Source organism: Niallia sp. HCP3S3_B10 (assembly GCF_052064465.1).
In the GTDB taxonomy this organism is placed as follows: domain Bacteria; phylum Bacillota; class Bacilli; order Bacillales; family Cytobacillaceae; genus Niallia; species Niallia hominis.
In genome coordinates this window covers 48,365-70,506 of sequence record NZ_JBQHVO010000014.1, presented here as the reverse complement: position 1 = coordinate 70,506, position 22,142 = coordinate 48,365, and the positions used below count along the sequence as shown (strand labels likewise).

Annotated in this window: 27 protein-coding genes; 15 read left to right on the top strand and 12 right to left on the bottom strand. The window is 35.1% G+C overall.

Going from position 1 to position 22,142, the window contains the following annotated elements; all coding sequences use genetic code 11:
- The first annotated feature begins 165 nt into the window (after positions 1–165).
- Complete coding sequence (locus tag ACTNDN_RS09095; protein ID WP_441131108.1) at positions 166–1,143, top strand: HD domain-containing protein; 978 nt, start codon at positions 166–168, stop codon at positions 1,141–1,143.
- 41 nt (positions 1,144–1,184) lie between these two features.
- Here ACTNDN_RS09095 and ACTNDN_RS09090 read toward each other — a convergent pair whose 3' ends face one another.
- Together ACTNDN_RS09090 and ACTNDN_RS09085 are read right to left on the bottom strand one after the other, a co-directional pair.
- The gene (locus ACTNDN_RS09090) at positions 1,185–1,559 is read right to left on the bottom strand and encodes a ClpX C4-type zinc finger protein (RefSeq protein WP_251628028.1); all 375 of its coding nucleotides are present in this window, start codon (positions 1,557–1,559) and stop codon (positions 1,185–1,187) included.
- A 258-nt stretch (positions 1,560–1,817) separates the two neighbouring features.
- Complete coding sequence (locus tag ACTNDN_RS09085; protein ID WP_235249694.1) at positions 1,818–2,258, bottom strand: GNAT family N-acetyltransferase; 441 nt, start codon at positions 2,256–2,258, stop codon at positions 1,818–1,820.
- Positions 2,259–2,365: 107 nt separating this feature from the next.
- Here ACTNDN_RS09085 and pdxR point away from each other — a divergent pair, with 107 nt between their 5' ends.
- On the top strand, positions 2,366–3,772 hold the full coding sequence (gene pdxR / locus ACTNDN_RS09080) for a MocR-like pyridoxine biosynthesis transcription factor PdxR (protein ID WP_235249697.1): 1,407 nt from the start codon (positions 2,366–2,368) through the stop codon (positions 3,770–3,772).
- Positions 3,773–3,864: 92 nt separating this feature from the next.
- Here the strand turns inward: pdxR and ACTNDN_RS09075 are convergent, their stop codons facing one another.
- The 4 genes from ACTNDN_RS09075 to mciZ form a co-directional block, all read right to left on the bottom strand.
- Positions 3,865–4,383 carry an isochorismatase family protein gene (locus tag ACTNDN_RS09075; protein WP_235250096.1) on the bottom strand — a complete coding sequence of 173 codons (519 nt, stop codon included), beginning with the start codon at positions 4,381–4,383 and terminating at the stop codon, positions 3,865–3,867.
- A gap of 175 nt (positions 4,384–4,558) precedes the next feature.
- Positions 4,559–4,795: a DUF3977 family protein gene (locus ACTNDN_RS09070; RefSeq protein WP_235249699.1), complete on the bottom strand. Its 237-nt coding sequence runs from the start codon at positions 4,793–4,795 to the stop codon at positions 4,559–4,561.
- A 289-nt stretch (positions 4,796–5,084) separates the two neighbouring features.
- Positions 5,085–5,996, bottom strand: a complete 912-nt coding sequence (locus tag ACTNDN_RS09065; protein ID WP_235249707.1) for an aldo/keto reductase — start codon at positions 5,994–5,996, stop codon at positions 5,085–5,087.
- A gap of 71 nt (positions 5,997–6,067) precedes the next feature.
- On the bottom strand, positions 6,068–6,217 hold the full coding sequence (mciZ, locus tag ACTNDN_RS09060; protein ID WP_269320379.1) for a Z-ring formation inhibitor MciZ: 150 nt from the start codon (positions 6,215–6,217) through the stop codon (positions 6,068–6,070).
- 79 nt (positions 6,218–6,296) lie between these two features.
- On the opposite strand from mciZ, the gene ACTNDN_RS09055 reads away from it, so the two are divergent.
- Both ACTNDN_RS09055 and ACTNDN_RS09050 read left to right on the top strand, forming a co-directional pair.
- Positions 6,297–6,845 carry an NUDIX domain-containing protein gene (locus ACTNDN_RS09055; RefSeq protein ID WP_031537314.1) on the top strand — a complete coding sequence of 183 codons (549 nt, stop codon included), beginning with the start codon at positions 6,297–6,299 and terminating at the stop codon, positions 6,843–6,845.
- A 2-nt stretch (positions 6,846–6,847) separates the two neighbouring features.
- Positions 6,848–8,014, top strand: a complete 1,167-nt coding sequence (locus ACTNDN_RS09050; RefSeq protein WP_031537316.1) for an endonuclease Q family protein — start codon at positions 6,848–6,850, stop codon at positions 8,012–8,014.
- A gap of 316 nt (positions 8,015–8,330) precedes the next feature.
- Here the strand turns inward: ACTNDN_RS09050 and ACTNDN_RS09045 are convergent, their stop codons facing one another.
- On the bottom strand, positions 8,331–8,888 hold the full coding sequence (locus ACTNDN_RS09045; protein WP_441131107.1) for a GNAT family N-acetyltransferase: 558 nt from the start codon (positions 8,886–8,888) through the stop codon (positions 8,331–8,333).
- A 152-nt stretch (positions 8,889–9,040) separates the two neighbouring features.
- Between ACTNDN_RS09045 and spoIIM the strand changes: the two genes are divergently transcribed.
- Both spoIIM and fur read left to right on the top strand, forming a co-directional pair.
- Positions 9,041–9,709, top strand: a complete 669-nt coding sequence (gene spoIIM, locus ACTNDN_RS09040; protein WP_031537318.1) for a stage II sporulation protein M — start codon at positions 9,041–9,043, stop codon at positions 9,707–9,709.
- Positions 9,710–9,870: 161 nt separating this feature from the next.
- The gene (gene fur / locus ACTNDN_RS09035) at positions 9,871–10,338 is read left to right on the top strand and encodes a ferric iron uptake transcriptional regulator (RefSeq protein WP_031537320.1); all 468 of its coding nucleotides are present in this window, start codon (positions 9,871–9,873) and stop codon (positions 10,336–10,338) included.
- A 117-nt stretch (positions 10,339–10,455) separates the two neighbouring features.
- On the opposite strand, the gene ACTNDN_RS09030 is transcribed toward fur, so the two are convergent.
- Positions 10,456–10,650 (bottom strand): hypothetical protein, encoded by a 195-nt coding sequence (locus ACTNDN_RS09030; protein ID WP_031537321.1) that lies wholly within the window; start codon positions 10,648–10,650, stop codon positions 10,456–10,458.
- A 270-nt stretch (positions 10,651–10,920) separates the two neighbouring features.
- Between ACTNDN_RS09030 and ACTNDN_RS09025 the strand changes: the two genes are divergently transcribed.
- The 5 genes from ACTNDN_RS09025 (at position 10,921) to ACTNDN_RS09005 (ending at position 15,906) form a co-directional block, all read left to right on the top strand.
- Positions 10,921–11,154, top strand: coding sequence for a YqzK family protein (locus ACTNDN_RS09025; protein ID WP_031537322.1), 234 nt, complete (start codon positions 10,921–10,923; stop codon positions 11,152–11,154).
- A gap of 4 nt (positions 11,155–11,158) precedes the next feature.
- Positions 11,159–12,052 carry a site-specific tyrosine recombinase XerD gene (gene xerD, locus ACTNDN_RS09020; RefSeq protein WP_031537324.1) on the top strand — a complete coding sequence of 298 codons (894 nt, stop codon included), beginning with the start codon at positions 11,159–11,161 and terminating at the stop codon, positions 12,050–12,052.
- Positions 12,053–12,395: 343 nt separating this feature from the next.
- Positions 12,396–13,580, top strand: coding sequence for a phosphopentomutase (gene deoB / locus ACTNDN_RS09015; RefSeq protein ID WP_031537325.1), 1,185 nt, complete (start codon positions 12,396–12,398; stop codon positions 13,578–13,580).
- Positions 13,581–13,591: 11 nt separating this feature from the next.
- Positions 13,592–14,413 (top strand): purine-nucleoside phosphorylase, encoded by an 822-nt coding sequence (locus tag ACTNDN_RS09010; protein WP_031537326.1) that lies wholly within the window; start codon positions 13,592–13,594, stop codon positions 14,411–14,413.
- 182 nt (positions 14,414–14,595) lie between these two features.
- Positions 14,596–15,906 (top strand): pyrimidine-nucleoside phosphorylase, encoded by a 1,311-nt coding sequence (locus ACTNDN_RS09005; RefSeq protein ID WP_031537327.1) that lies wholly within the window; start codon positions 14,596–14,598, stop codon positions 15,904–15,906.
- Positions 15,907–16,256: 350 nt separating this feature from the next.
- On the opposite strand, the gene ACTNDN_RS09000 is transcribed toward ACTNDN_RS09005, so the two are convergent.
- The 4 genes from ACTNDN_RS09000 to map all read right to left on the bottom strand — a co-directional run bounded on the left by ACTNDN_RS09000 (position 16,257) and on the right by map (position 18,955).
- Positions 16,257–17,312 (bottom strand): DUF4179 domain-containing protein, encoded by a 1,056-nt coding sequence (locus ACTNDN_RS09000; protein ID WP_441131106.1) that lies wholly within the window; start codon positions 17,310–17,312, stop codon positions 16,257–16,259.
- A complete protein-coding gene (locus tag ACTNDN_RS08995; RefSeq protein ID WP_441131105.1) occupies positions 17,309–17,548 on the bottom strand; it encodes a hypothetical protein in 240 nt (79 codons plus the stop codon). Before ACTNDN_RS08995 ends, ACTNDN_RS09000 begins: the two co-directional genes overlap by 4 nt.
- Complete coding sequence (locus ACTNDN_RS08990; RefSeq protein ID WP_441131103.1) at positions 17,545–18,075, bottom strand: RNA polymerase sigma factor; 531 nt, start codon at positions 18,073–18,075, stop codon at positions 17,545–17,547. Before ACTNDN_RS08990 ends, ACTNDN_RS08995 begins: the two co-directional genes overlap by 4 nt.
- 133 nt (positions 18,076–18,208) lie before the next feature.
- Positions 18,209–18,955, bottom strand: a complete 747-nt coding sequence (map, locus tag ACTNDN_RS08985) for a type I methionyl aminopeptidase (RefSeq protein ID WP_441131101.1) — start codon at positions 18,953–18,955, stop codon at positions 18,209–18,211.
- 192 nt (positions 18,956–19,147) lie between these two features.
- Between map and ACTNDN_RS08980 the strand changes: the two genes are divergently transcribed.
- From ACTNDN_RS08980 to sigF, 4 genes are all read left to right on the top strand, one after another.
- Entirely contained in the window at positions 19,148–20,311 is a 1,164-nt protein-coding gene (locus ACTNDN_RS08980) for a D-alanyl-D-alanine carboxypeptidase family protein (protein WP_031537332.1), read from the top strand.
- 135 nt (positions 20,312–20,446) lie between these two features.
- Positions 20,447–20,797: an anti-sigma F factor antagonist gene (spoIIAA, locus tag ACTNDN_RS08975; protein WP_031537333.1), complete on the top strand. Its 351-nt coding sequence runs from the start codon at positions 20,447–20,449 to the stop codon at positions 20,795–20,797.
- A gap of 1 nt (position 20,798) precedes the next feature.
- On the top strand, positions 20,799–21,239 hold the full coding sequence (gene spoIIAB / locus ACTNDN_RS08970; RefSeq protein WP_031537335.1) for an anti-sigma F factor: 441 nt from the start codon (positions 20,799–20,801) through the stop codon (positions 21,237–21,239).
- Between the two features lie 12 nt (positions 21,240–21,251).
- Positions 21,252–22,010 carry an RNA polymerase sporulation sigma factor SigF gene (sigF, locus tag ACTNDN_RS08965; RefSeq protein ID WP_031537337.1) on the top strand — a complete coding sequence of 253 codons (759 nt, stop codon included), beginning with the start codon at positions 21,252–21,254 and terminating at the stop codon, positions 22,008–22,010.
- Positions 22,011–22,142: the final 132 nt, after the last annotated feature.

The following is a 22,142-nucleotide window of genomic DNA, read 5'->3' as shown; positions in this document are numbered from 1 at the left end:
ACTCCTTTCAGATTTAATTTTAATAAAATCACTTTTTGCAAAACATGAGAGGATTAAACTTGATATGTATACTTTACTATACATTTATTGGAAATGCATGTGATTTTCCAATGAAATTGTGTTTTTTATAATAGGAGACAAATTTACCAAGAAGGGAGAATAGTTTTGCTAATATCCGATAAACTGTACGGAGATTTTGAGATTGAAAAAGTTTTAGAGGAATTAATAAAAAGCAAGCCAATCCAACGACTAAAAGGCATCCATCAAGGCGGAGCAAGTTATTTAGTAAATAAAAATTGGAATGTTACTAGATATGAGCACTCGATTGGCGTTATGCTATTAATCCGAAAGCTCGGAGGTTCCATGGAAGAGCAAATTGCTGGACTGTTGCATGATGTCTCCCATACAGCATTCTCCCATGTTGTTGATTTTGTCTTAGATAAACATCATGAGAATTATCATGAAGTTATTTTTCTTTCTGTTATTAAGAATTCTGAAATTCCTTCAATCTTAGAAAAATATCAATATGATTATAAAGAATTACTAATGGATGATACCAAATGGACTATTCTAGAACAGCCAGCACCCGAATTATGTGCTGATCGTGTTGATTATACAATACGGGATATGTATACTTATGGAAAAATTTCGTTAAAGGAAGTAGAGAAATTTTTAGAAAATGTTTTAATGGTAGAAGGGAAAATGTGTTTAAGTAACGTTGATGCGGCAGAATGGTTTGTTACAACCTATTACAAAGAGGTCATCGACTTTTTTATGCACCCATTAAATATTTATGGATATGATCAGTTAACAAAAATTTTAAAAGTAGCGTTAGCTAACAACATTATTAAGTTTTCTGATTTTCTAAGAGAAGATAGGGAGTTGATTTTTAAAATTAGTAAATCAAAGAATGGTGAGATTCAGGAGCTCTGGCATAAACTTCAATCTTCTTTGAAAGTAATAGAGGATGAAGAGGATTTTGATATCCATCTAAAGAATAAGGTTCGACTTATTGACCCATCCATTTTCTATCAAAATAAGTTAGTAAGTGCTTCAAGCCTTTCTAAAAAAATAGAAGAGGTGAATAAGAATGCTTTTCAAAAAGCGAAAAAAGGAACGTATGTAAAAGTAATACAAGCTTAAGACATAGTAGTGAAAAAAGGGGACAATTGTTTCAATCGTCCCTATGAATGACTTTTAATCACTTCTGCACCAAACTCTAAACAAGAGCTGCAAATAGACACATTTGGTCCAACCGCTAAATGACCAACTTCCTCTTTTGATTTTCTGCAAAAGGAACAAGTTTCCGTGTATTCAATGCTTGATGCCTGTGTAGAAGCGGAGGTAGTAGAGAGAGCACGATATAATTCATCGATTACTTTTAACTCTATGCTATCTACTTCCCCATTTATTCTCATACGTTCTGTTGTATAGGCGATAGCCATTCCTTCATAAAAGCGCTGTTTTTCGGCAGAATCACTATTTTTAGCATTTCCTTCACAAGCAGAAATTAGTTTATCTAACTCAGTAATTAAACCTTGTAAAGAATCTTTTGACATGGATTAACACCTCCTTTTTTCATGTATATTTACCATACTCGTTTATAGAATCCTAGATTTGTATATTTCTATATAAATGAAGGGAATTCCTTTAGAAAAAAGAATTATGAAATAGAAAACTTCAATAGAACCATCCACTTAATCTACAAAGAATAGAAGATATTTATGAGGGGAAATGTAGTTATTTACGAGTATTTTAAAAAGTATGGCAAAAGAGACGTTACCTTTAAAAAGTGGGAATGTCTCTTTTACTTATTGTTAAATTTTTTTCAAATAAACATAGCTTACTTTATCATATTCCATTTTTTCTTCATAAAAGCGATGGGCATCGATACGCTGTAAGCCAGAAGACAAAGACACAAGAGGATAGTCATTTTCAATGGCCCACTGATGGACATAGTCCAATAATGCTTTGCCATAACCTTTGGAACGATGGTTGCGGTCTGTTATTAATTCACAGACCCATATAAATCTGCCATTGTATAAAGTGATCATAGGCATAAATCCACATAGTGCTACGATTTCTTTCTGATTAAACAGTGCAATCAAGCGATACCCTTCTTTTTGGACAGATTCTAAAACTAATTCAAGATATGCGCTCATATCTAATTTTGTTCGCAATTGTTTCATTACAGTAAATGCTGTTTTCCATTCATCTTCTGTCTTTAACACTTTAATGGTTAATTGATTGTTTATCATGTTCATTCCTCCATTCATATCTATAATGTAATAGGATTCTGGTATAATCTAAAGTATCAGATTAGCTCTTTTTAATGGTGTCAGTGTGATTTGAGGAGGAGTGTTTTGTGCTAGAGTTAACACCAGTTTTACGGAAGGACAGTAGTAAGCCGCTTTATATCCAATTAGCAGACTTTATCAAGCATGAGATTAGAAAGAAACATATATTACCCAATGAAAAATTACCATCCAAAAGGAAGCTAGCAACACATTTGCAAATTAGTTTAAATACCGTCCAAGCAGCCTATGATCAGCTTTGTGCAGAAGGATATGTGGAAAGTAGTCCCCGCAAAGGATTATATGTGCAAACAATTGATGAAGAATATAAGAATCAGCTAGAAACGAAAGCTAGTCCTATCGTAAATAAACCTAATCAACAAAAAGTGGTGAAAATCGACTTTAACTCAGGACAAGTGGATCGTAAATATTTTCCCTATAACACATGGAGAAAGCTCTCCATGCAATCGATATATGAAGATCAAAATTTTTGGTTTTCGAACGGAGATCCACAAGGTGAGTTTAACTTAAGAGAACAGATTGCCAAGCATTTATATGCTACAAGAGGGGTAAATTGTCAACCTAATCAAATAATAATTGGTGCAGGAACGCAAGTGCTAATAGGCTTAATTAGTTTATTGTTAGGAAGGGATAAATCATATGGGCTTGAAAATCCAGGCTATCACCGAATTAGAGTGGTATTACAAGATATGGGGATAGAAACACTACCTATTCCTGTCGATGAGAATGGAATGGATGTATCTCTACTGAATAAGAGTAAAGCAAATGTCGCATATGTAACCCCATCTCATCAATTTCCATACGGGATGATTATGCCAATTGCACGAAGATTGGAATTGGTTAACTGGGCAGAAGAAAATAATGGGTTTATAATAGAAGATGATTATGACGGCGAATATCGCTATAAAGGAAAACCAATTCCTGCACTTCAAGGATTAGCAAAAAATAGTCAAATTATATATTTGGGCACCTTCTCGAAATCATTAATTCCCTCCCTTCGAATAAGCTATGCGGTTCTCCCAATGCAATTATACAGTACATATATGAAACAGTTCACTGTCTATAAGCAGACCGTATCACGGATGCATCAAGATACATTGTACCGCTTTATAAAAGGAGGACATTGGAACAGTCACTTAAATAAAATGAGAACACTGTACAGGAAAAAACGGCAAGCACTACTCCAAGCCATCCACCGACATTTAGACAGAAATGTAGAAGTGATTGGAGAAAATGCTGGACTTCATATTGTTTTAGAAGTGAAACGTGATTTAAGTGAAAAGCGATTAGTCGAAAAGGCAATGGAATTTGGAGTGAAAGTATACCCTGTTTCTACGTACTATTTTCAAAATGAATATTCAGGGAATCCAAAAGTGATTCTTGGATATGGTGGATTGACGGAAACAGAGATAGAAAGAGGGGTGGAACTGTTAAAAGAAGCTTGGGAGTTAGAGTGAAAATAATAATAAAGAAGAGTCACAATGACAAATGCCGCTGCTCGAATCGCTTTTGTCATTGTGACTTTTTTCGCTTGCTCTTTACATAAAACTTATCGGTAACTATCATGCATGGGTGAAAATAAATCTTCCTCTGCTTCGCGCACTATCGAAAAATGATCGACATTATAGTGACCGTGTAATATTTTATTGTGATGTTGAATAATTTTTTCAGCAGAAAGAACGGTTGAATCGGTTGTTGAATGCCCATCTCCAACTAGCGTTACATCCATATTATTTACAGTTGCTGTCCGTACCGCTGTATCAATACAATAGGGTGTTTCGCAACCCATAATGACAAGATGTTGAATGTCTTTTGACTGTAAATACTCTAGTAATCCTGTTCCATAGAATGCATTTGTAGCATATTTATCAAAGATTTTTGCTTCAACAGGAACTTTCAAATCGGAATGAATTTGAAACCCAGGTCCTTCGCCTCCCGCAACATCTTTATCTCTTACAAACATAACTTCAACATTTAATTGGATAGCCTTTTCAATAACGAGATTAATAGTATCTAATAAACCTGTTTTATTATAAATCTTATTTGTTTCCGTATTCCCATCTACCAGTTATTGCTGAACATCAATAATTAATAAAGCTTGATTCATTGAAAGACTCCTTTATAAAAGTAATGTAGGTAATTTAATTACAGTTTAATTACTAGATAAGTATTCGTTACGATTAATTGATTTTCCTCTTTTTAGAAGGCTAGAGATGGAAGAGTAAAGGAGTAATAGTGAAATGCTATAAGCTTTTTATACCTAGAATGAATTTATAAGCATTTCGTTCTTTTTTTCGTTTTTTAACCCCTTCTTTTGAATCGATAATAATGACCGTTTTTCTAATCCAGACTCTAGTATAAAGAGAGTGAAATTTAATAGGTCTCTTTATTCCTTTTTCTTCAAACTCTGTCCCATCTTGTAATTCTGTTTCTGTACGAATAAGCCATTTGTTGCCAATACCAAATTCTATGTATTTCAAAGAGTTTCCTCGTTTCTATTATTCTTGTAAAATAAAGGATTTTATTTGGACGCGTATACTATTTATCTAAAAAGAGTGGGTGGGAATTTTTGTTCATAAGCAAATTGAAAACCACATTTCAAGAAGAATGGAGCAAAAGTAGAGTTCATAAGCAAGATGAAAACCACATTTCAAAAAAATGCAAGAAAAAGTGGCTTTCATCCAAAAAACGAAAACCACTTTTCTATAATGAAGAGAAAAATTTTCCAAATCATTCAAGAACCAAGCTTAAAAGTAAATTTACATCCTATTAACGATGTGCCTTATAAACCGATGCTTTCGAAATTTCTTTAATAAATGCTATTTCCTCTGCTGTTAAAGGTGCACTGTTCACGGCATTTGCATTGGCACGTAGTTGTTCTGCTGAGCTTGCACCTGCAATGATGCTAGCTACAGGGGTTTGAGCCAAGTTATATTGAATAGCAGCTTCCGTTAATGTGCGATTATCTGCAAATTTTTGTTCTAAATTTTGAAGTAATTTTGCAAGTTCCTCACCAGAATAATCTAAATAGCCTTTTTCTGTTAGCTTTTCACGGTACTTAGGGCTTAAAAGACCTTTTGCAACAGGGCCGCGGGTAACGACACTAATATTGTTTTCTGCAAGTAATGGTAGTGCTTCCTCTTCTGGACGTCTGTCTAATATACTATATTGCATCATGACAGAAACAATAGAGGAACGCTTCACATATTCGCGAATGACATTTGGGCGAATGGAAGAAATGCCGTAATAAAGAATCACGCCTTCTTCCTTTAATTCTTCAAATGCCTCAATCGTTTCTTCAATCGGATCTTCCATCATCCCGCCGTGTAGTTGATATAAATCAATATAATCTGTGCCTAGTCGTTTTAGGCTGTGTTTAACTTGTTCTTTAATATAGGCCTTACTTGCATCCCAAGACCATCCATCTTTTCCCTCTTCCCACTTATTTCCTACCTTTGTTGCAATAATGACATCTTCTCGATTATTTTTGAAAAAACGACCTAGTAATTGCTCATTTTTCCCCTGATCATATAAATCTGCTGTATCAAAATAATTTATTCCTTCTTCTAATGCTGCTTCTAAAATCGGAAAGGCAGTCTTTTCTTCGGTCCCAAGACTCATGCATCCAAGTCCTAGTTTTGATACATATAAGTTAGAACTACCTAATTGTGACTTTTGCAAATTCGAACACCTCTTTACCTAAGATATCTCTTATTGTACGAAAAATGGTATTTATTCACAAAGAAATCGGCTTATTTTTTTGAAGGATTCGAATTAGCATTCACCCAATCCTTCACATAGGTGTATTCTTTTTGATACTTTTTAAGCATATAACGGATTTCCCGTGGTTTTCCAGTTAAAACAACCCCTTTTTCTCGTAAATATATCTTCAGCGTCCCCACAATCCTTTCTTAAAAACCGAAATAAAGTATAATAATCTATATGTTAGGATCTTTGTTTAATAGAACAGGAGTGTGTCAAATGAGTTCATTGGAAGAAAAAACAGTAAAAACAGAGCATATTTTTAGTGGAAGAATAATTCAAGTTCAAGTGGATGAAGTAGAATTGCCTAATGGAAAAACCTCTACACGAGAATTAGTAAAGCACCCAGGTGCAGTAGCAGTAATTGCCATAACGGACGATAACAAGCTAGTTATGGTAGAACAATATCGAAAGCCGCTTGAAAAAGTAATCGTAGAAATCCCTGCCGGAAAATTAGAAAAGGGCGAAGACCCAGCTTTATGTGCAAGAAGAGAATTAGAAGAAGAAACGGGATATGATTGTGAATCTCTAGAATTGGTAAGTTCTTTTTATACTTCACCAGGATTTGCTGATGAAATCATCCATGTATATGTGGCAAAAGGATTAACCAAAAAAGAAGATGCCGCAGGACTAGATGAAGATGAGTTTGTAAATGTATTAGAAATTACGCTAGAGGAAGCATTACAATTTATGGAAGAACAACGCATTTTTGATGCGAAAACAATTTTTGGGATACAATATTTACAAATTGCTAACCTAAAGGAGTAAAAATGAAGTCTTTTTACACGGATTTACATATCCATATTGGGAGAACCAAAAGTGGAAAGCCGGTGAAAATCACAGCTTCCAGAAACCTTACCTTGCCTGCTGTCATTGAATATGCTAGCAAACAAAAGGGTCTTGATATGATTGGAATTATAGATTGTCATTCCCCTGAAGTGATAATGGAAATGGAAGAGTTGATAGAGCAGGGGAAGATGATAGAATTGCCTAGCGGTGGGGTTAAGATGGAAGGGATAACGATTATTCTAGGGTCAGAGCTGGAAATATACGATTCTTCCTGTAAGGGGCCGATTCATGTGTTATCCTATCTGCCGACTTTAGCTAAAATGAAGGAATTTTCCAATTGGATTTCTAATCATATGAAAAATGTGACTTTAAGCTCGCAAAGGCTTTATATAACTGGGAAAGAATTGCAGCATAAAGTAAAGGAATTAAATGGGCTTTTCATACCAGCACATATTTTTACACCATTCAAAAGTTTATATGGAAGTGGTGTTTATCGTTCCTATAAGGAAGTTTTGGATGAGAAATTGATTGATGGCATGGAACTAGGATTGAGCTCTGATACGGATATGGCTGATCAAATTTCAGAATTACATGCCTTTTCTTTTATAACCAATTCTGATGCCCATTCTTTAGGAAAAATTGCTCGAGAATATCAAATTATGGAAATGGAGGAAGCATCTTTTGCAGAATTTGCAAAAGTTCTGCATCAGGTAGAAGGAAGAAGAATCATTGCCAATTATGGGCTAGACCCAAAATTAGGTAAATATCATGAAACGGTTTGTATGAAATGCTATGCCCCTTTTTCAGAAACGACTGGTATATGCAAAGAATGCGGAAGTCATAAATGGGTAAAAGGGGTAGCAGCAAGGATTACCGATTTAAAGGATGCTACTTCAACAGCTAATAGACCACCCTATATTCACCAAATACCGCTAGAATACATTCCTGGCTTAGGGAAAAAAACACTGCAAACATTACTTGATTATTTTTCAACCGAAATGCAAATAATCCATGAAGCTCCCTACGATAAGTTAGTGGAAATCATTCCAAAGAAGGTGGCGGATTATGTAGTTGCAGCGAGAACGGGAATGTTAAATCTGCAAGTAGGTGGTGGCGGTAAATACGGAAAGGTTAGGGTAGATAAGTAATAGTACAAAAAAATCCCACACTAAAATTGAGGCCACTGAAAAAGTCTAGTTCTCCAAATAAAATGAGGTTTTATTTATTTGAAAGCGAATAATAAGTTGGTTTGGAGAGGTGTCCGCTTGACTCCTATGGGAGTAGCGAGAAAGTCCGAGACCCTGCAGGAGCGTAGCGACGAAGCGGCTCGGCGCTCGCCCCATGGAAAGCAAGTGGTCACCTCGGAAAATAATTTACACATCTAAGTTTAAAAGGCGGTTACGACCAAGCATCAATAGCTATCAGTTTTTCAGTGGCCTCCTAAAATTTGTGGGTTTTTTTGCATTATGTCAACGAATAAAGACAGATATCTCTTAGTTCCTCTGTATCGGCACTAAGGGTTTCATTTTTCAATAGACCATCCAATGAGAAGCCGAGTTTTTCTGGAATAGCACGACTTTTCCTATTTGTGGATTCAACACGTATCTCAATACGATTTGCGTGCAGTGTTTCTTTTGCAAGCTTTATTAAAGCTCTGGTGCTTTCTGTAATATAGCCATTTCCAGTGTGGGCAGAATTGCACCAATACCCAATTTCAAACACGCGGACTTTCCAATCGATGGAATGTAGACCAGTTGAACCTATAAACTCTTTTGTATCTTTTAAATAAATATGTAATCGTAAATCTTCTCTTAAAATATATTTAGCATACGATTCTCGTACACCTGCTTCCACCTCTTCTAGTGTTTGCTCTTTATTAGCAAAAGCCATCCAAGGCTTAAGGGCATTTTTTGACCGTTGGATGCTCTCATATACATCCTTGCCATCTCCAGGCATACATGGACGCAATACTAATCTTTCTGTTTCGATTTTTTCTGGCAAATCTATTAAAATCGGTTTCAATTCTCTCACCTCAAAATTAATCTACCATATCTTTTTGTAAAATAACATAATTATTAGATGATTTGCTCTTTTTGATTAATAATAGATTTCTAGTCATATGCCTATCTTTCGTGCATAAACATAAATTAACAGACTTGGCGGGAGGAAAGGCAATGAAAAAGAAAAAATATCAGAATATCCTAGCGACTCATATACGTGAGCATTCCTCAATTTATTTATTTATCATTGTATTATTTTTAATGGGGGTAATTTTTGGTGCAATAGTAGTAAATAGTTTGTCTCTCTCCCAAAAGGAAGATCTCTACTACTATTTAACACAATTTTTTGGACAGGTTTCCAATGGACAAGTCGCGGAAAGCAAAGATTTGTTTTTTCAAAGCTTCTCGCATAACAGTAAATATATCGGCTTTATTTGGCTGCTTGGCATCTCTATTATAGGATTGCCCATTATTTTAATTCTATTATTTATAAAAGGAATGGTTGTTGGCTTTACAGTTGGTTTTTTAGTTAACCAAATGGGATGGCATGGCTTTTTACTATCATTTGTGTCGGTTTTGCCACAAAACCTAATTGTTATTCCAATTTTTATAATTTCTGCTACACTATCAGTAGCGTTCTCTTTTAAAATGATTCGCCAGCAATTCATGAAGAAAAAGGGGGAACCAATGCTGCCACTGTTTGCTAGATATACTTTTCTGCTAATGATAGCCTTTGTTATTATCGGGATTGCGGCAGCAGTTGAGGCATATATTTCGCCAATATTAATGAAAGCAGTTATTAATATGGTACAATCTATTATTATCATGTTGCCATTTATATAAAGAGAGAATCTAAAACTTTCCTTTCGAATGGTTAAAACAGAGATAATACTCATTATAATTTAAGAATTATTATTAAATGTTATTTATAATAATTTTTATTAGGATTCTATTCCTACTTCTGTTATAATGAGATGGACAGTGGCTAGGGAGGGACTTTCGGAATGGAAAGTAGATTAGATAGAATAAAAAAACTGTTGCATTCTTCGAGCTATAAATTAACTCCCCAAAGGGAAGCGACAGTAAGAGTATTATTAGAAAATGAAGAAGACCATCTTAGTGCAGAAGATGTATACTTACTCGTAAAAGAGAAATCTCCTGAAATTGGATTGGCAACCGTATATCGTACACTAGAACTATTAACGGAATTGAAAATTGTTGATAAAATAAATTTTGGTGACGGCGTTTCTAGATATGACTTGAGACAAGAAGGCGCAGCTCACTTTCATCACCATTTAGTATGCATTGAATGTGGAGCAGTTGATGAAATTCAAGAAGATTTACTAGGAGATGTAGAGAAATTAGTAGAGCGTGACTGGAATTTTAAAATTAAAGATCACCGTCTAACATTTCATGGTATTTGCCATCGTTGCACGGGAAAAAGTGAGGAAGTTTCATCCTCCGCAGAATAAACCTTTTCAAATGAGAAGGTTTTTTATTTTGCTTTAAATCAAGCTACTATAAATAAATATGGATATCTAATAAAATATACGATTAGAGAAAGAGCACAGTAACCAATAAAGTAATTGTTATCCTAAATTTTTGGGCGTTTCTACATACAAGGACATGATGTATCCACAGTTCCCACAATATTCTGCTGATATTGGTGAAGGTTTCTGACTAAGGTTTTTTTCGGGATACATATGAACTTGCCCAACCGATGCTGCCATTACACCCTTTTTAATTTCTTCACTATTGCATTTCGGACATATAGTATTCTTCATTAGTAAACTCCTCCATATTTGTGTTCTTTCTTAACAAAATCTATTTATTTTTATTATAGCATGCATATGGATTCCTAAAAGGAAGAGTATACATTCAGTTTTATTGTCTTAATCATTTTGAACTTCTATTAAAGATTTCAAGAATTATTTGAGCGATTAACACTTTCATTTATATTTATATCCATTATAATAAGAATAATAAGTTCATTAGGTATATTAATTGTCCAACCTGGCATAGCTTGTATTAGAGAAGCTATGGAGGGATTTTGGATGAGAAGATGGACAAAAGCAATGATGAATACATTAAAAGTGTTTATCCTGTTCACAGGGTGTACGATACTTTTTTATTATGCAATCGTATGGTTTAATCAAGAATATCAACAGTTTCATCGTTATGACGAGCCATCGGGTTCAGCCATTAAGGTGAATGCAGATAATAGTCCAGAAACAGAAAAATATTCATGGAGGGATCGAATATTCCTGTTTTATTTAAATGGGGAGTAATTCTATGGAAGATCAATTAAAAGATTTTATGCATTATTTATTAGTCGAAAAGGGATTGGCGAGTAATACGCTTGTATCATATGAAAGAGATTTAAAAAGTTATATGAAATATATGAAAAATGTGGAGAAATGTGATTTAACAGAAATACAGCGTTCGCATATCATTCGCTTTTTAGGATTCTTAAAGGATCAAGGAAAGTCATCTAAAACAATTGCTCGTCATATTGCATCCATTCGTGCGTTTCATCAATTCTTATTTCGCGATCGAGTGCTGGATGAAGATCCGACCTTACATATTGAAACGCCACAGGCTGAAAGAACATTACCAAAAGTTTTGTCCATGGAGGAAGTCGAAGCACTCCTCGATTTCGAACATAAAAAGGATCATTATGGGATTAGGGATAAGGCAATGCTAGAGCTCCTCTATGCAACAGGAATTCGTGTGAGTGAGTTAATTAATTTAAATATTGATGATGCTCATCTTACAATGGGGTTTATCCGCTGTATCGGAAAAGGGAACAAAGAAAGAATTATACCAATTGGCGGAGCGGCAACAAGAGCATTAGAGTTATATTTAAATGAAGCAAGACCTTCTTTTTTACAACATAAAAAATCGGCGGAAAATTCCTTGTTTTTAAACCATCATGGGAATAGATTAACGAGACAAGGATTTTGGAAAATCTTAAAACGGTTAGGCAAGGAAGCACATATTGAGAAAGAAATAACCCCACACACATTAAGACATTCCTTTGCAACACATCTTTTGGAGAATGGTGCAGATTTAAGAGCTGTTCAGGAAATGCTTGGTCATGCTGATATTTCGACAACACAGATTTATACACATGTAACAAAAACTAGATTGAAGGATGTATATAGTCAATTTCATCCAAGAGCATAGAGCACTGTTAGCCTCAAATACAGTGTTCTTTTTGTTTTTGCCTTCTGTAAAAAAATCTTAAAAATAAACGGAATAATTCCGTTTATATCCGCCGCTTAAGCTCACTTTGTATACACATTCTACTAGAAAACCAACAACGAATAATTACAGAGACAAATTTGTGATAGAAAGGGATAATAAAAAGGGAAGTAAGAAAACGATTTAATTATCCCTCAAAATTAATGGAAAACATTGCTGAAAAAGATGTCAGACTTCTGACGATATGCTATAATTTTTATGGTTAATAAAGATACATACAGTAGGGCAAAATAGGATGATTGAAATGGAAAAAAGGAGGATAAAAATGTCTACATATAAATATAATCGCGTTTTCCTCGTTGTAATGGATTCAGTTGGAATAGGTGAAGCGCCTGATGCAAATAAATTTAATGACTTAGGTGCACATACTTTAGGTCATATTGCTGAAAAAATGAACGGACTAAATATGCCGAACATGGCAAAACTGGGTCTGAGTAATATTGAAAAAATAGCTGGTGTAGATGCAGCTGAAAAACCGCTTGCATATTATACAAAAATGCAGGAAGCATCGAATGGAAAAGATACAATGACGGGTCATTGGGAAATAATGGGTCTTAATATTGAAACACCATTCCGTGTATTCCCGGAAGGCTTTCCAGATGAATTGCTAAATGAAATCGAAGCAAAATCAGGAAGAAAAATAATCGGCAATAAACCAGCAAGTGGAACAGAAATTTTGGACGAATTAGGTGAAGAGCATATGAAAACAGGTGCTTTAATTGTTTACACTTCAGCAGATTCCGTCCTTCAAATTGCTGCTCATGAAGAGGTTGTGCCATTAGATGAGTTATATCGAATTTGTGAATTAGCAAGAGAATTGACGCTAGACGAGAAATATATGGTTGGACGTATTATTGCTAGACCGTTCTTAGGAGAGCCTGGAAACTTTAAACGGACTGCAAATCGTCATGATTATGCATTAAAACCATTTGATCGTACAGTAATGAATGAATTAAAAGATAATCATATCGAAAGCATTGCAATCGGGAAAATCTCTGATATTTATGATGGTGAAGGGGTTACAAAGTCTTTACGAACAGTTTCAAATATGGATGGAATGGACAAGCTTGTAGATACCTTGAAAATGGATTTTACTGGTCTAAGCTTCTTGAACTTAGTAGATTTTGATGCTTTATTTGGACATAGAAGAGATCCGATTGGTTATGGAAAAGCTCTAGAAGAATATGATGCTAGACTTCCAGAAGTATTTGAACTACTGAAGGATGATGATTTATTAATTATTACGGCAGACCATGGAAATGATCCGATTCATCATGGAACAGACCATACAAGAGAATATGTGCCACTACTAGTGTATAGTAAAGCATTAAAAGAACCGAAGGAATTGCCACTTCGTCAAACATTTGCTGATATTGGCGCAACGGTTGCGGAAAACTTTGACGTTAAACTGCCTAAATATGGAACAAGTTTCTTAAATGACTTAATATAAGGGGAATAATAATGAATTTTACAATGATTAAACAGTCAGCAGATTTCTTAAAACAAAAATATGCAAATACGCCTAAAATTGGCTTAATTCTTGGCTCTGGATTAGGTGTTTTGGCAGAGGAAATTGAAAATCCAGTAAAAATTCCGTATGAAGATATACCGGAATTTCCAGTTTCTACAGTGGAAGGACATGCAGGTCAACTTGTATTTGGCACGATTAATGGAACAGAAGTAGTAGCAATGCAAGGGCGTTTCCATTTCTATGAGGGTTATTCTTTTGATAAAGTAACTTTCCCAGTTCGAGTAATGAAAGAACTAGGCGTGGAAAAATTAATTGTTACAAACGCAGCGGGTGGAGTGAATGAAAACTTTGCACCAGGTGACTTAATGCTAATCTCTGATCATATTAATAATATGGGAACAAACCCATTAATCGGTCCAAATGACAGTAAGTTAGGCGTACGATTCCCTGATATGTCAGAAGCATATTGTAATAATCTTCGTGAAATAGCACGCAATGTCGCAAGTAAGATTAGTCTTAAGGTGCAAGAAGGTGTCTATGTTGGAAATACTGGACCATCTTATGAGACACCAGCTGAAGTAAGAATGCTTCGCGTATTAGGTGGAGATGCAGTCGGCATGTCTACTGTACCAGAAGTAATTGTTGCTCGTCATGCAGGTCTGAAAGTATTAGGTATTTCTTGTATTTCGAATATGGCAGCTGGTATTCTTGATCAACCTCTAAATCACGAGGAAGTAATCGAAACAACGGAGAAAGTTAAAGCAAACTTTCTTCAATATGTAAAAGAATTGATTAAAGAAATCGGTGCATAATGAACTAAGTTAAATGAGAGAGTTACCATTTGAGCAATACTGATTTATGTGGTAGCTCTTTAGTTATTAAAACATTTTACACCGTTTACAAAAATCAAATCCTTTGACGGTTAGTTCATGTGACTTTAATTTTTGCAATGTTAAGAAGAATGATTTCAATACATAATGAAGGAGATTCAATTATGGCATTAAGAATGGTCGACTTAATCGAAAAGAAAAGAGACGGATTAGAATTAACGAAGGAAGAAATAGCGTTTATCATCAATGGGTATACAGAGGGGGAAATACCAGATTATCAAATGAGTGCTTTTGCAATGGCGGTATTTTTTCAAGATATGACAGAAGCAGAACGTGCAGAGCTGACTTTGGCGATGGTGCATTCAGGCGATGTCATCGATCTATCTGCTATTGAAGGTATTAAAGTAGATAAACACTCTACAGGAGGAGTTGGCGATACAACAACTTTAGTATTAGGTCCGCTAGTTGCTGCTGTAGGTGTTCCAGTGGCAAAAATGAGTGGAAGAGGACTAGGTCATACTGGTGGTACAATCGATAAATTAGAATCCGTAAAAGGATTTCATGTCGAAATAGAAAAAGAAGCATTTATTGACTTAGTAAATAAAAATAAATTGGCTGTTATCGGACAAAGTGGTAACCTCACCCCAGCTGATAAAAAATTATATGCATTAAGAGATGTAACAGCGACCGTTAATAGTATTCCTTTAATTGCGAGCAGTATCATGAGTAAGAAAATTGCAGCAGGTGCGGATGCTATTTGCTTAGATGTTAAAACAGGTGCTGGAGCATTTATGAAAACACTAGATGCCTCAAGAGAGCTTGCAGAAGCTATGGTTAGAATAGGGAATAATGTTGGCAGAAAAACAATGGCTGTGATTTCTGATATGAGTCAGCCTCTAGGATATGCAATCGGTAATGCCTTAGAAGTAAAAGAGGCAATTGATACATTAAATGGTAATGGGCCAGAAGATTTGACAGAATTATGCTTAACTTTAGGAAGCCACATGGTGTACTTAGCGGGAAAAGCAGAGTCTACAGATAAAGCGAGAGAAATGCTGCAAGAGGTAATCGATAATGGTAAAGCCCTTGAAACATTTAAACTTTTCTTAAGTTCCCAAGGTGGCGATGCTTCTGTTGTTGATCAAACAGATTTATTACCAAAGGCCAAATATATAATCGAGCTCCCAGCAAAAGAAACTGGCTATGTCGCAGAAATAACTGCTGACAGCATTGGAACAGCTGCTATGCTGTTAGGTGCAGGCAGAGCAACAAAAGAGTCAGAAATTGACCTTGCAGTAGGTTTAGTTTTACGGAAGAAAATCGGTGAAAAAGTCGAAGCAGGCGAATCACTTGTTACGATTTATAGTAATACAAAAGATATTGACGATGTAACAAAAAAATTGTATGAAAATATTAAGCTTTCAGCAAATGAAGTGAAGGCTCCTACTTTAATTTATGAAGTAATTACAGAATAATAAGACAAGAAAAAGACCCACAAATTGTAGAGGGCACTGAAAAGTCTAGTTCTCCAAATAAAATGAGGTTTTATTTATTTGAAAGCGAATAATAAGTTGGTTTGGAGAGGCGTCCGCTCGACTCCTACGGGAGATGCGAGAAAGTCCGAGACCCTGCAGGAGCGTGAGCTGTGAAGCGGCTCGGCGCTCGCCCCGGTGAGTCGTGCGGTAAGCCTCGGAAAACAAAAACCTACACTAAGTTAGAAAGGTTTGGTAACTACCGATTCACCAGGTAATTCACTTTTTCAGTGGCCTCAAATTGTATGAGGCTATTTTATGTTTCATAGCTAATACTTTGTGAGTCTTTTCGTTTATTCTAAGGGAATATCTATTTTTTTATTATACTCTTTCATATAATGCAATCCACCAATATGAAGTTCCAAAGGTTTAGCGTTTGTTTCAAATAGTAATGTTCGCTCATTAATAATTGTTCCATCTTTGTTTTTGGCTAATTGTTGATTCGTTGTCGTTTTTAAAGGGATGTTTTCTTGAGCCTCATTGATAATACTTACTTTATCTAATAGAATAGAATCACTCGTTGAAATACGTATCATTAACTCATCCTTTAATTGAATGTCATTTATCGTCAATTCCCCATTCTCTAATGGTATCACTTTCTTTTTTTCTTCCCCAATAAGAGAAATCGATTTATTTATTTCTTTATATCCAATAAAGTTTTTCATATGGATTTCGAGTGAATCTACATCTTCAGGTAACCCACCATATTCAATGGAAAAAGCATTATTTTTACCAAACGATGAAGAACTACTGTAGCCTTCTAATGGGAGGGGCTGGCCATTGACAATAAGTTCCACTCCGTCAAATCCATGACTGAGACGGTCATAATTCTCGACATTAAATGTTCCTTCTATTACTGTTTGAGTGGGGGTCGCTGTAATGGTTTTAAAATTAACCGTTCCTTTATCGACTTTTAATTTTTTATTAATAGATTGCTTCATTTTTGTTTGCCATGCTTCTTTGTGATTATAGGGAAAAGTAACCGCCCCCTCGATTATTTCGGTATCATTTTTCCAGTAATAGTATTGTAGCTTAAGTTTTTTTGAAAAAGCATTAATAGAATCATATTGTAAAATTCCCGTCATTTTTGTTTTATCATCACTTATTTCATAGTAAGAGCTATTAATATTGGCGTTCGTAAAAAAGCCAGTAATGCTCTGAGGGGTAAAAATACGATCTAAATCATCTGGTAAACCTTCTTCATTTGCTAATGTAATATAGACAACCAATCTATTTTCATCAGACATAAGTCCATTGATCGTTAATGTAGTACCATTTTCTAATAAAAAAGATTGCTCTATATTTTGCCCGAATCCATCTTCGTTTAAATCTTTTAAGGATTGGGTCATAAGCGTAATAAACCTAATAGCTTTTTACCGTAATAAGCAATCGCATTTGATTGGTAAGTAATAAAAATGACTAAGACAATAGCGGCTACTGATAATGGGACCCATCGCTTAAAAGGAAAAAATTTAACTTGCTTAGCATAAAGCGCTTGCGCTAGTCTTTGTTCTAATTCTGGAGGTGCAGTTATGTCTGTTAACTTCTTTTGTTCCTCTAATAATTTCTGTTCAATTGAGTTCATACATCATGCCTCCCATAGACCCTTTTTAATAGGTTTAATCCATTGTGAATTCGTGATTTTACCGTTCCAACAGAGACATTCGTGATTTTTGCAATGGTTGCATTATCTAAATCGTGTAGGTATTTTAATTTAATTGTTTCCGCCTGATATGGATTTAAGGATGATAGCAGTTGTTCTATATCCATCGTCTCTGCTTTATATTTATAGGGGTCTGTTGTTTGAGTTGTACTAGAGTGGAGCTCAATATCATCGACAAGTAACTCTTTATGCTGTTTTTTTAATTTTGTTTTACAAAGGTTTACTAAAATGGTCTTGCTCCAGCTATAGAAGGATTCGATTTTTTCTAGTTGCCCAATTTTCTCATACAAGATGATAATCATTTCTTCCATTATATCCATTGCACCATGAGGATTCTTCATATATGAATAGGCTAAACGATAATAATCATCCTTTTGTTGCATTACTAACTGAAGTAAAGCTTTTTTATTTTGCTTTTTTGCCTTTTGTACGAGTTTTTTCTCATTCATGCGTTCACCTCTCATATATAGGAGTATTTTTCTGTATAAAAAGTTCATTTTTTTATAAAAAAATAAAAAAGGGATAGTATAGATTGTAAAAAAAAGAAACCCAATGGCGAAAAGGAAGCCATTGGGAGTATGTTTATTGTTTTGTTAAAATAACCGGTCCATTAGATGTAATAGCTATAGTATGTTCATATTGTGCTGATAGACTTCCATCAACTGTTCGTGCTGTCCATCCGTCTAAATCAACCTTGGCATGATACATGCCGATATTTAACATCGGTTCAATTGTAATAACCATTCCCTCTTTAAGAGGTGTCCCTACTTTTGGAGGACCATAGTGGGGAATTTGAGGTAGTTCATGCATTTCTTTTCCAATTGCATGACCGACAAAATCTCGAACTACGCCATACCCTTTAGCTTCTGCGAACGTTTGAATGGCATGAGAGATATCTCCCACTCGGTTTCCAATCACCGCTTGTTCTATTCCTATGTATAAGGCTTCTTCTGTTGTTTTTAATAAGTTTTTTGCATCTTCTGAGACATTTCCTACGGGATAAGACCAGGCAGAATCAGCAAGCCATCCATCTAAGTTTACTACCATATCTATCGTAACAATATCTCCGTCTTTTAAGATTGTTTTGGAAGGGAAACCGTGACAGATCACATCATTTATGGATGCACATGTTGCAAAAGGATAACCATGATACCCTTTTTGTTCAGGCGTGGCCCCTCTTTGTAAAATAAAGTTTTCGGCAAACACATCAATTTCTTCGGTCGTAATGCCTGGTTTGATTAATTTTTTTATTTCTTTATGACAATCTGCAAGAATTTCTCCTGCTCTTTTCATTTTTGCAATTTGCTCTGGTGTTTTTAAATGAATCAATTGTTTTCCTCCTTTAATCTCCATTAATTATAACCTAGATCAACAAACTAGCCTAACTTTTCCTATAATATGCACTACTCTTTCTATCTTCATTTAGGGCTATTCTAATTATTTTATGAATATTCCTGGTTGGCTGTATAAACTTGTCTTTTTTGGAAAAAATGGAGGCTATATAGAATGGAGGGTCAATAGATGAAACGCATCATATCAATGTTAATCATTACCTGCTTTATGACATCAATTTTGGCACCAAGCACATTAGCAGCTGAGAAAAAGCAAGAGCTAGTTGATAATGTAAAATCAGCCATTTTAATTGATCGTGATACAGGAACAATCATGTATGAAAAAAACAGCGAGGAAAAGCTTCCCCCAGCAAGTATGACGAAAATAATGACAATGCTTCTTATTATGGAAGCGATTGATCAAGGTAAATTAAAGCTAGACGAGAAAATTCGTACAAGTGAGCATGCGGCATCTATGGGAGGCTCGCAAATTTTCTTAGAACCAGGAGAAGAAATGACAACAGAGGAAATGCTAAAAGGAATTGCTATTGGTTCAGGAAATGATGCAGCAGTAGCTGTTGCAGAAAGACTAGCAGGCTCTGAAGAGGAATTTGTTCATTTAATGAATAAAAAAGCAAAAGAATTAGGCTTAGAAAGTACTCAGTTTCAAAATGTGACAGGGTTGCCGGTAGCAGATCATTACAGTTCTGCAAAAGATATGGCGCTTATGGCTAAAGAGCTATTGAAATATGAAGATATTACTAAATTCACCGGTACCTATGAAGATTATTTAAGGGAAGATACAGATAAAAAGTTTTGGCTCGTTAATACGAATCGTCTTGTGAAGTTTTACCCAGGAGTAGACGGATTGAAAACTGGATTTACAGCTGAAGCTAAATACTGTTTAACAGCAACTGCTATGAAAAATGGAATGAGAGTAATTGCAGTTGTTTTCGGTGCGCCAACATCTAAAGAAAGAAATGCTCAAGTAACCAAAATGCTTGATTACGCATTTAGTCAATATGAAACACATCCATTGCATAAACGAGAAGAGGCAATTGGTAAAGTAAAGGTAAGCAAAGGTTCAGAAAAAGAAGTTACGGCGGTAACTAGTGAACCTATTTCCATCCTAACGAAAAAAGGGGAGCAAATAGATAAGTTAGAAAAAGTAATTACCATGAATAAAAACTTAAAAGCTCCCATTCAAAAAGGACAAGAAATTGGAGAAATTACGTATAAGCAAGATGGCAAAACATTAGTTACAAGTCCATTGGTTGCTCAAAAAGAAGTAAAACAAGCAAAATGGTGGACGTTATTTAAACGATCAGCAGGTATGTTTACAAAAACAGAATAGTCTTTTTTTCCATCTTGTCGAAATAATTTGTATTCCTTCTTTTTTTAGCGAATGAACACTAGTTTTGTCTGTGGAGAAGGAAAAGCTATATAAATCTAGAATAGTTTCTTTAAACCAAATAAGGAGGCTATTCTTGTGAGTCTTAATATTGAGTTGGAAGTAAAGAACAATGTACTTTGTATACGTCTATCTGGGGAATTGGATCATCACTATGCGGAAGAATTGCGTACAAAAGCAACTTCTGCCATAGAGAGCTATAATATTCGTCACATTGTGTTAAATCTTGAAAACTTAACATTCATGGACAGTTCTGGCTTAGGTGTTATCTTGGGCAGATACAAGCAAATAAAGCAGCTTGGAGGAGAAATGGTAATTTGTGCTATTTCCCCTAGTGTACAGCGCTTATTTGATATGTCAGGTATGTTTAAAATTATGAAGCTAGAAACAAATGAAGAATTTGCCCTACAACGATTGGGGGTAGCTTAAAATGAGAAATGAAATGCATATTCAATTTAGTGCTCTGAGCCAGAATGAATCGTTTGCACGTGTGACGGTAGCAGCTTTTATAGCCCAGCTTGATCCTACAATGGATGAATTAACAGAAATTAAAACAGTTGTATCAGAAGCAGTGACAAACTGCATTATTCACGGATATGAAAATGATCCAAGTGGAATTGTTTATATTTCGGTTATATTAGAAGATTCATACATTGATTTAACGATCAGGGATGAAGGGAAAGGAATTTTCGATGTAGAGGAAGCAAGACAGCCATTATTTACGACAAAGCCAGAGCTTGAACGATCTGGTATGGGATTCACCATCATGGAAAACTTTATGGATGATATCGAAATTCAATCAAGTCCAGATAGCGGAACAGAGATTCGTCTGCGTAAGCATTTAATGAATAGCAAAATGCTAAGCAATTAAGGAGAATCGTCTATGGATGTGGAGGTAAAGAAAGATAAGAAGGAAACGTATCTAAAAGACCATGAAGTCAAAGACTTAATAAAACGAAGCCAAGATGGAGATCAGTCAGCAAGAGATACAATCGTTCAGAAAAATATGCGTCTTGTTTGGTCAGTCGTGCAAAGGTTTTTAAATAGAGGCTATGATCCAGATGATTTATTTCAAATTGGATGTATCGGTCTATTAAAATCAGTGGATAAATTTGATTTAAGCTATGATGTTAAATTTTCAACCTATGCTGTTCCAATGATTATTGGAGAAATTCAACGATTTATCCGTGATGACGGAACAGTAAAGGTAAGCAGATCGTTAAAAGAATTAAGCAATAAAATTCGTAAGGCGAAGGACGAATTATCGAAGCAATACGGCAGAACACCAACAGTTGGGGAACTTTCTGAGTTTTTAGATATACCTCCAGAAGATATCGTTCTCGCGCAAGAAGCAGCAAGAACGCCATCCTCCATTCATGAAACAGTTTATGAAAATGATGGGGATCCTATTACTTTATTGGATCAAATCGATGATGGCAATGAAGGCAAATGGTTTGATAAGATTGCTTTGCAGGAAGCAATCCGTGAATTAGATGAAAGAGAACGTCTGATTGTTTATCTAAGATATTATAAAGATCAAACACAGTCAGAAGTAGCAACAAGGCTAGGTATTTCTCAAGTGCAGGTTTCTAGGCTAGAAAAAAAGATTTTACTGCAAATGAAAGATCAGATGGATTTATAAATGGGAAAGTCGGCAAATCTCCATATAGGAGGATTGTCGACTTTTTTATTTGGCTTTACGTAAGAAATGAACAGCAATATATTGAGAGGAATGGATCGAGAGTAGGAGTATTATATGGTTGAAGAAAAAATT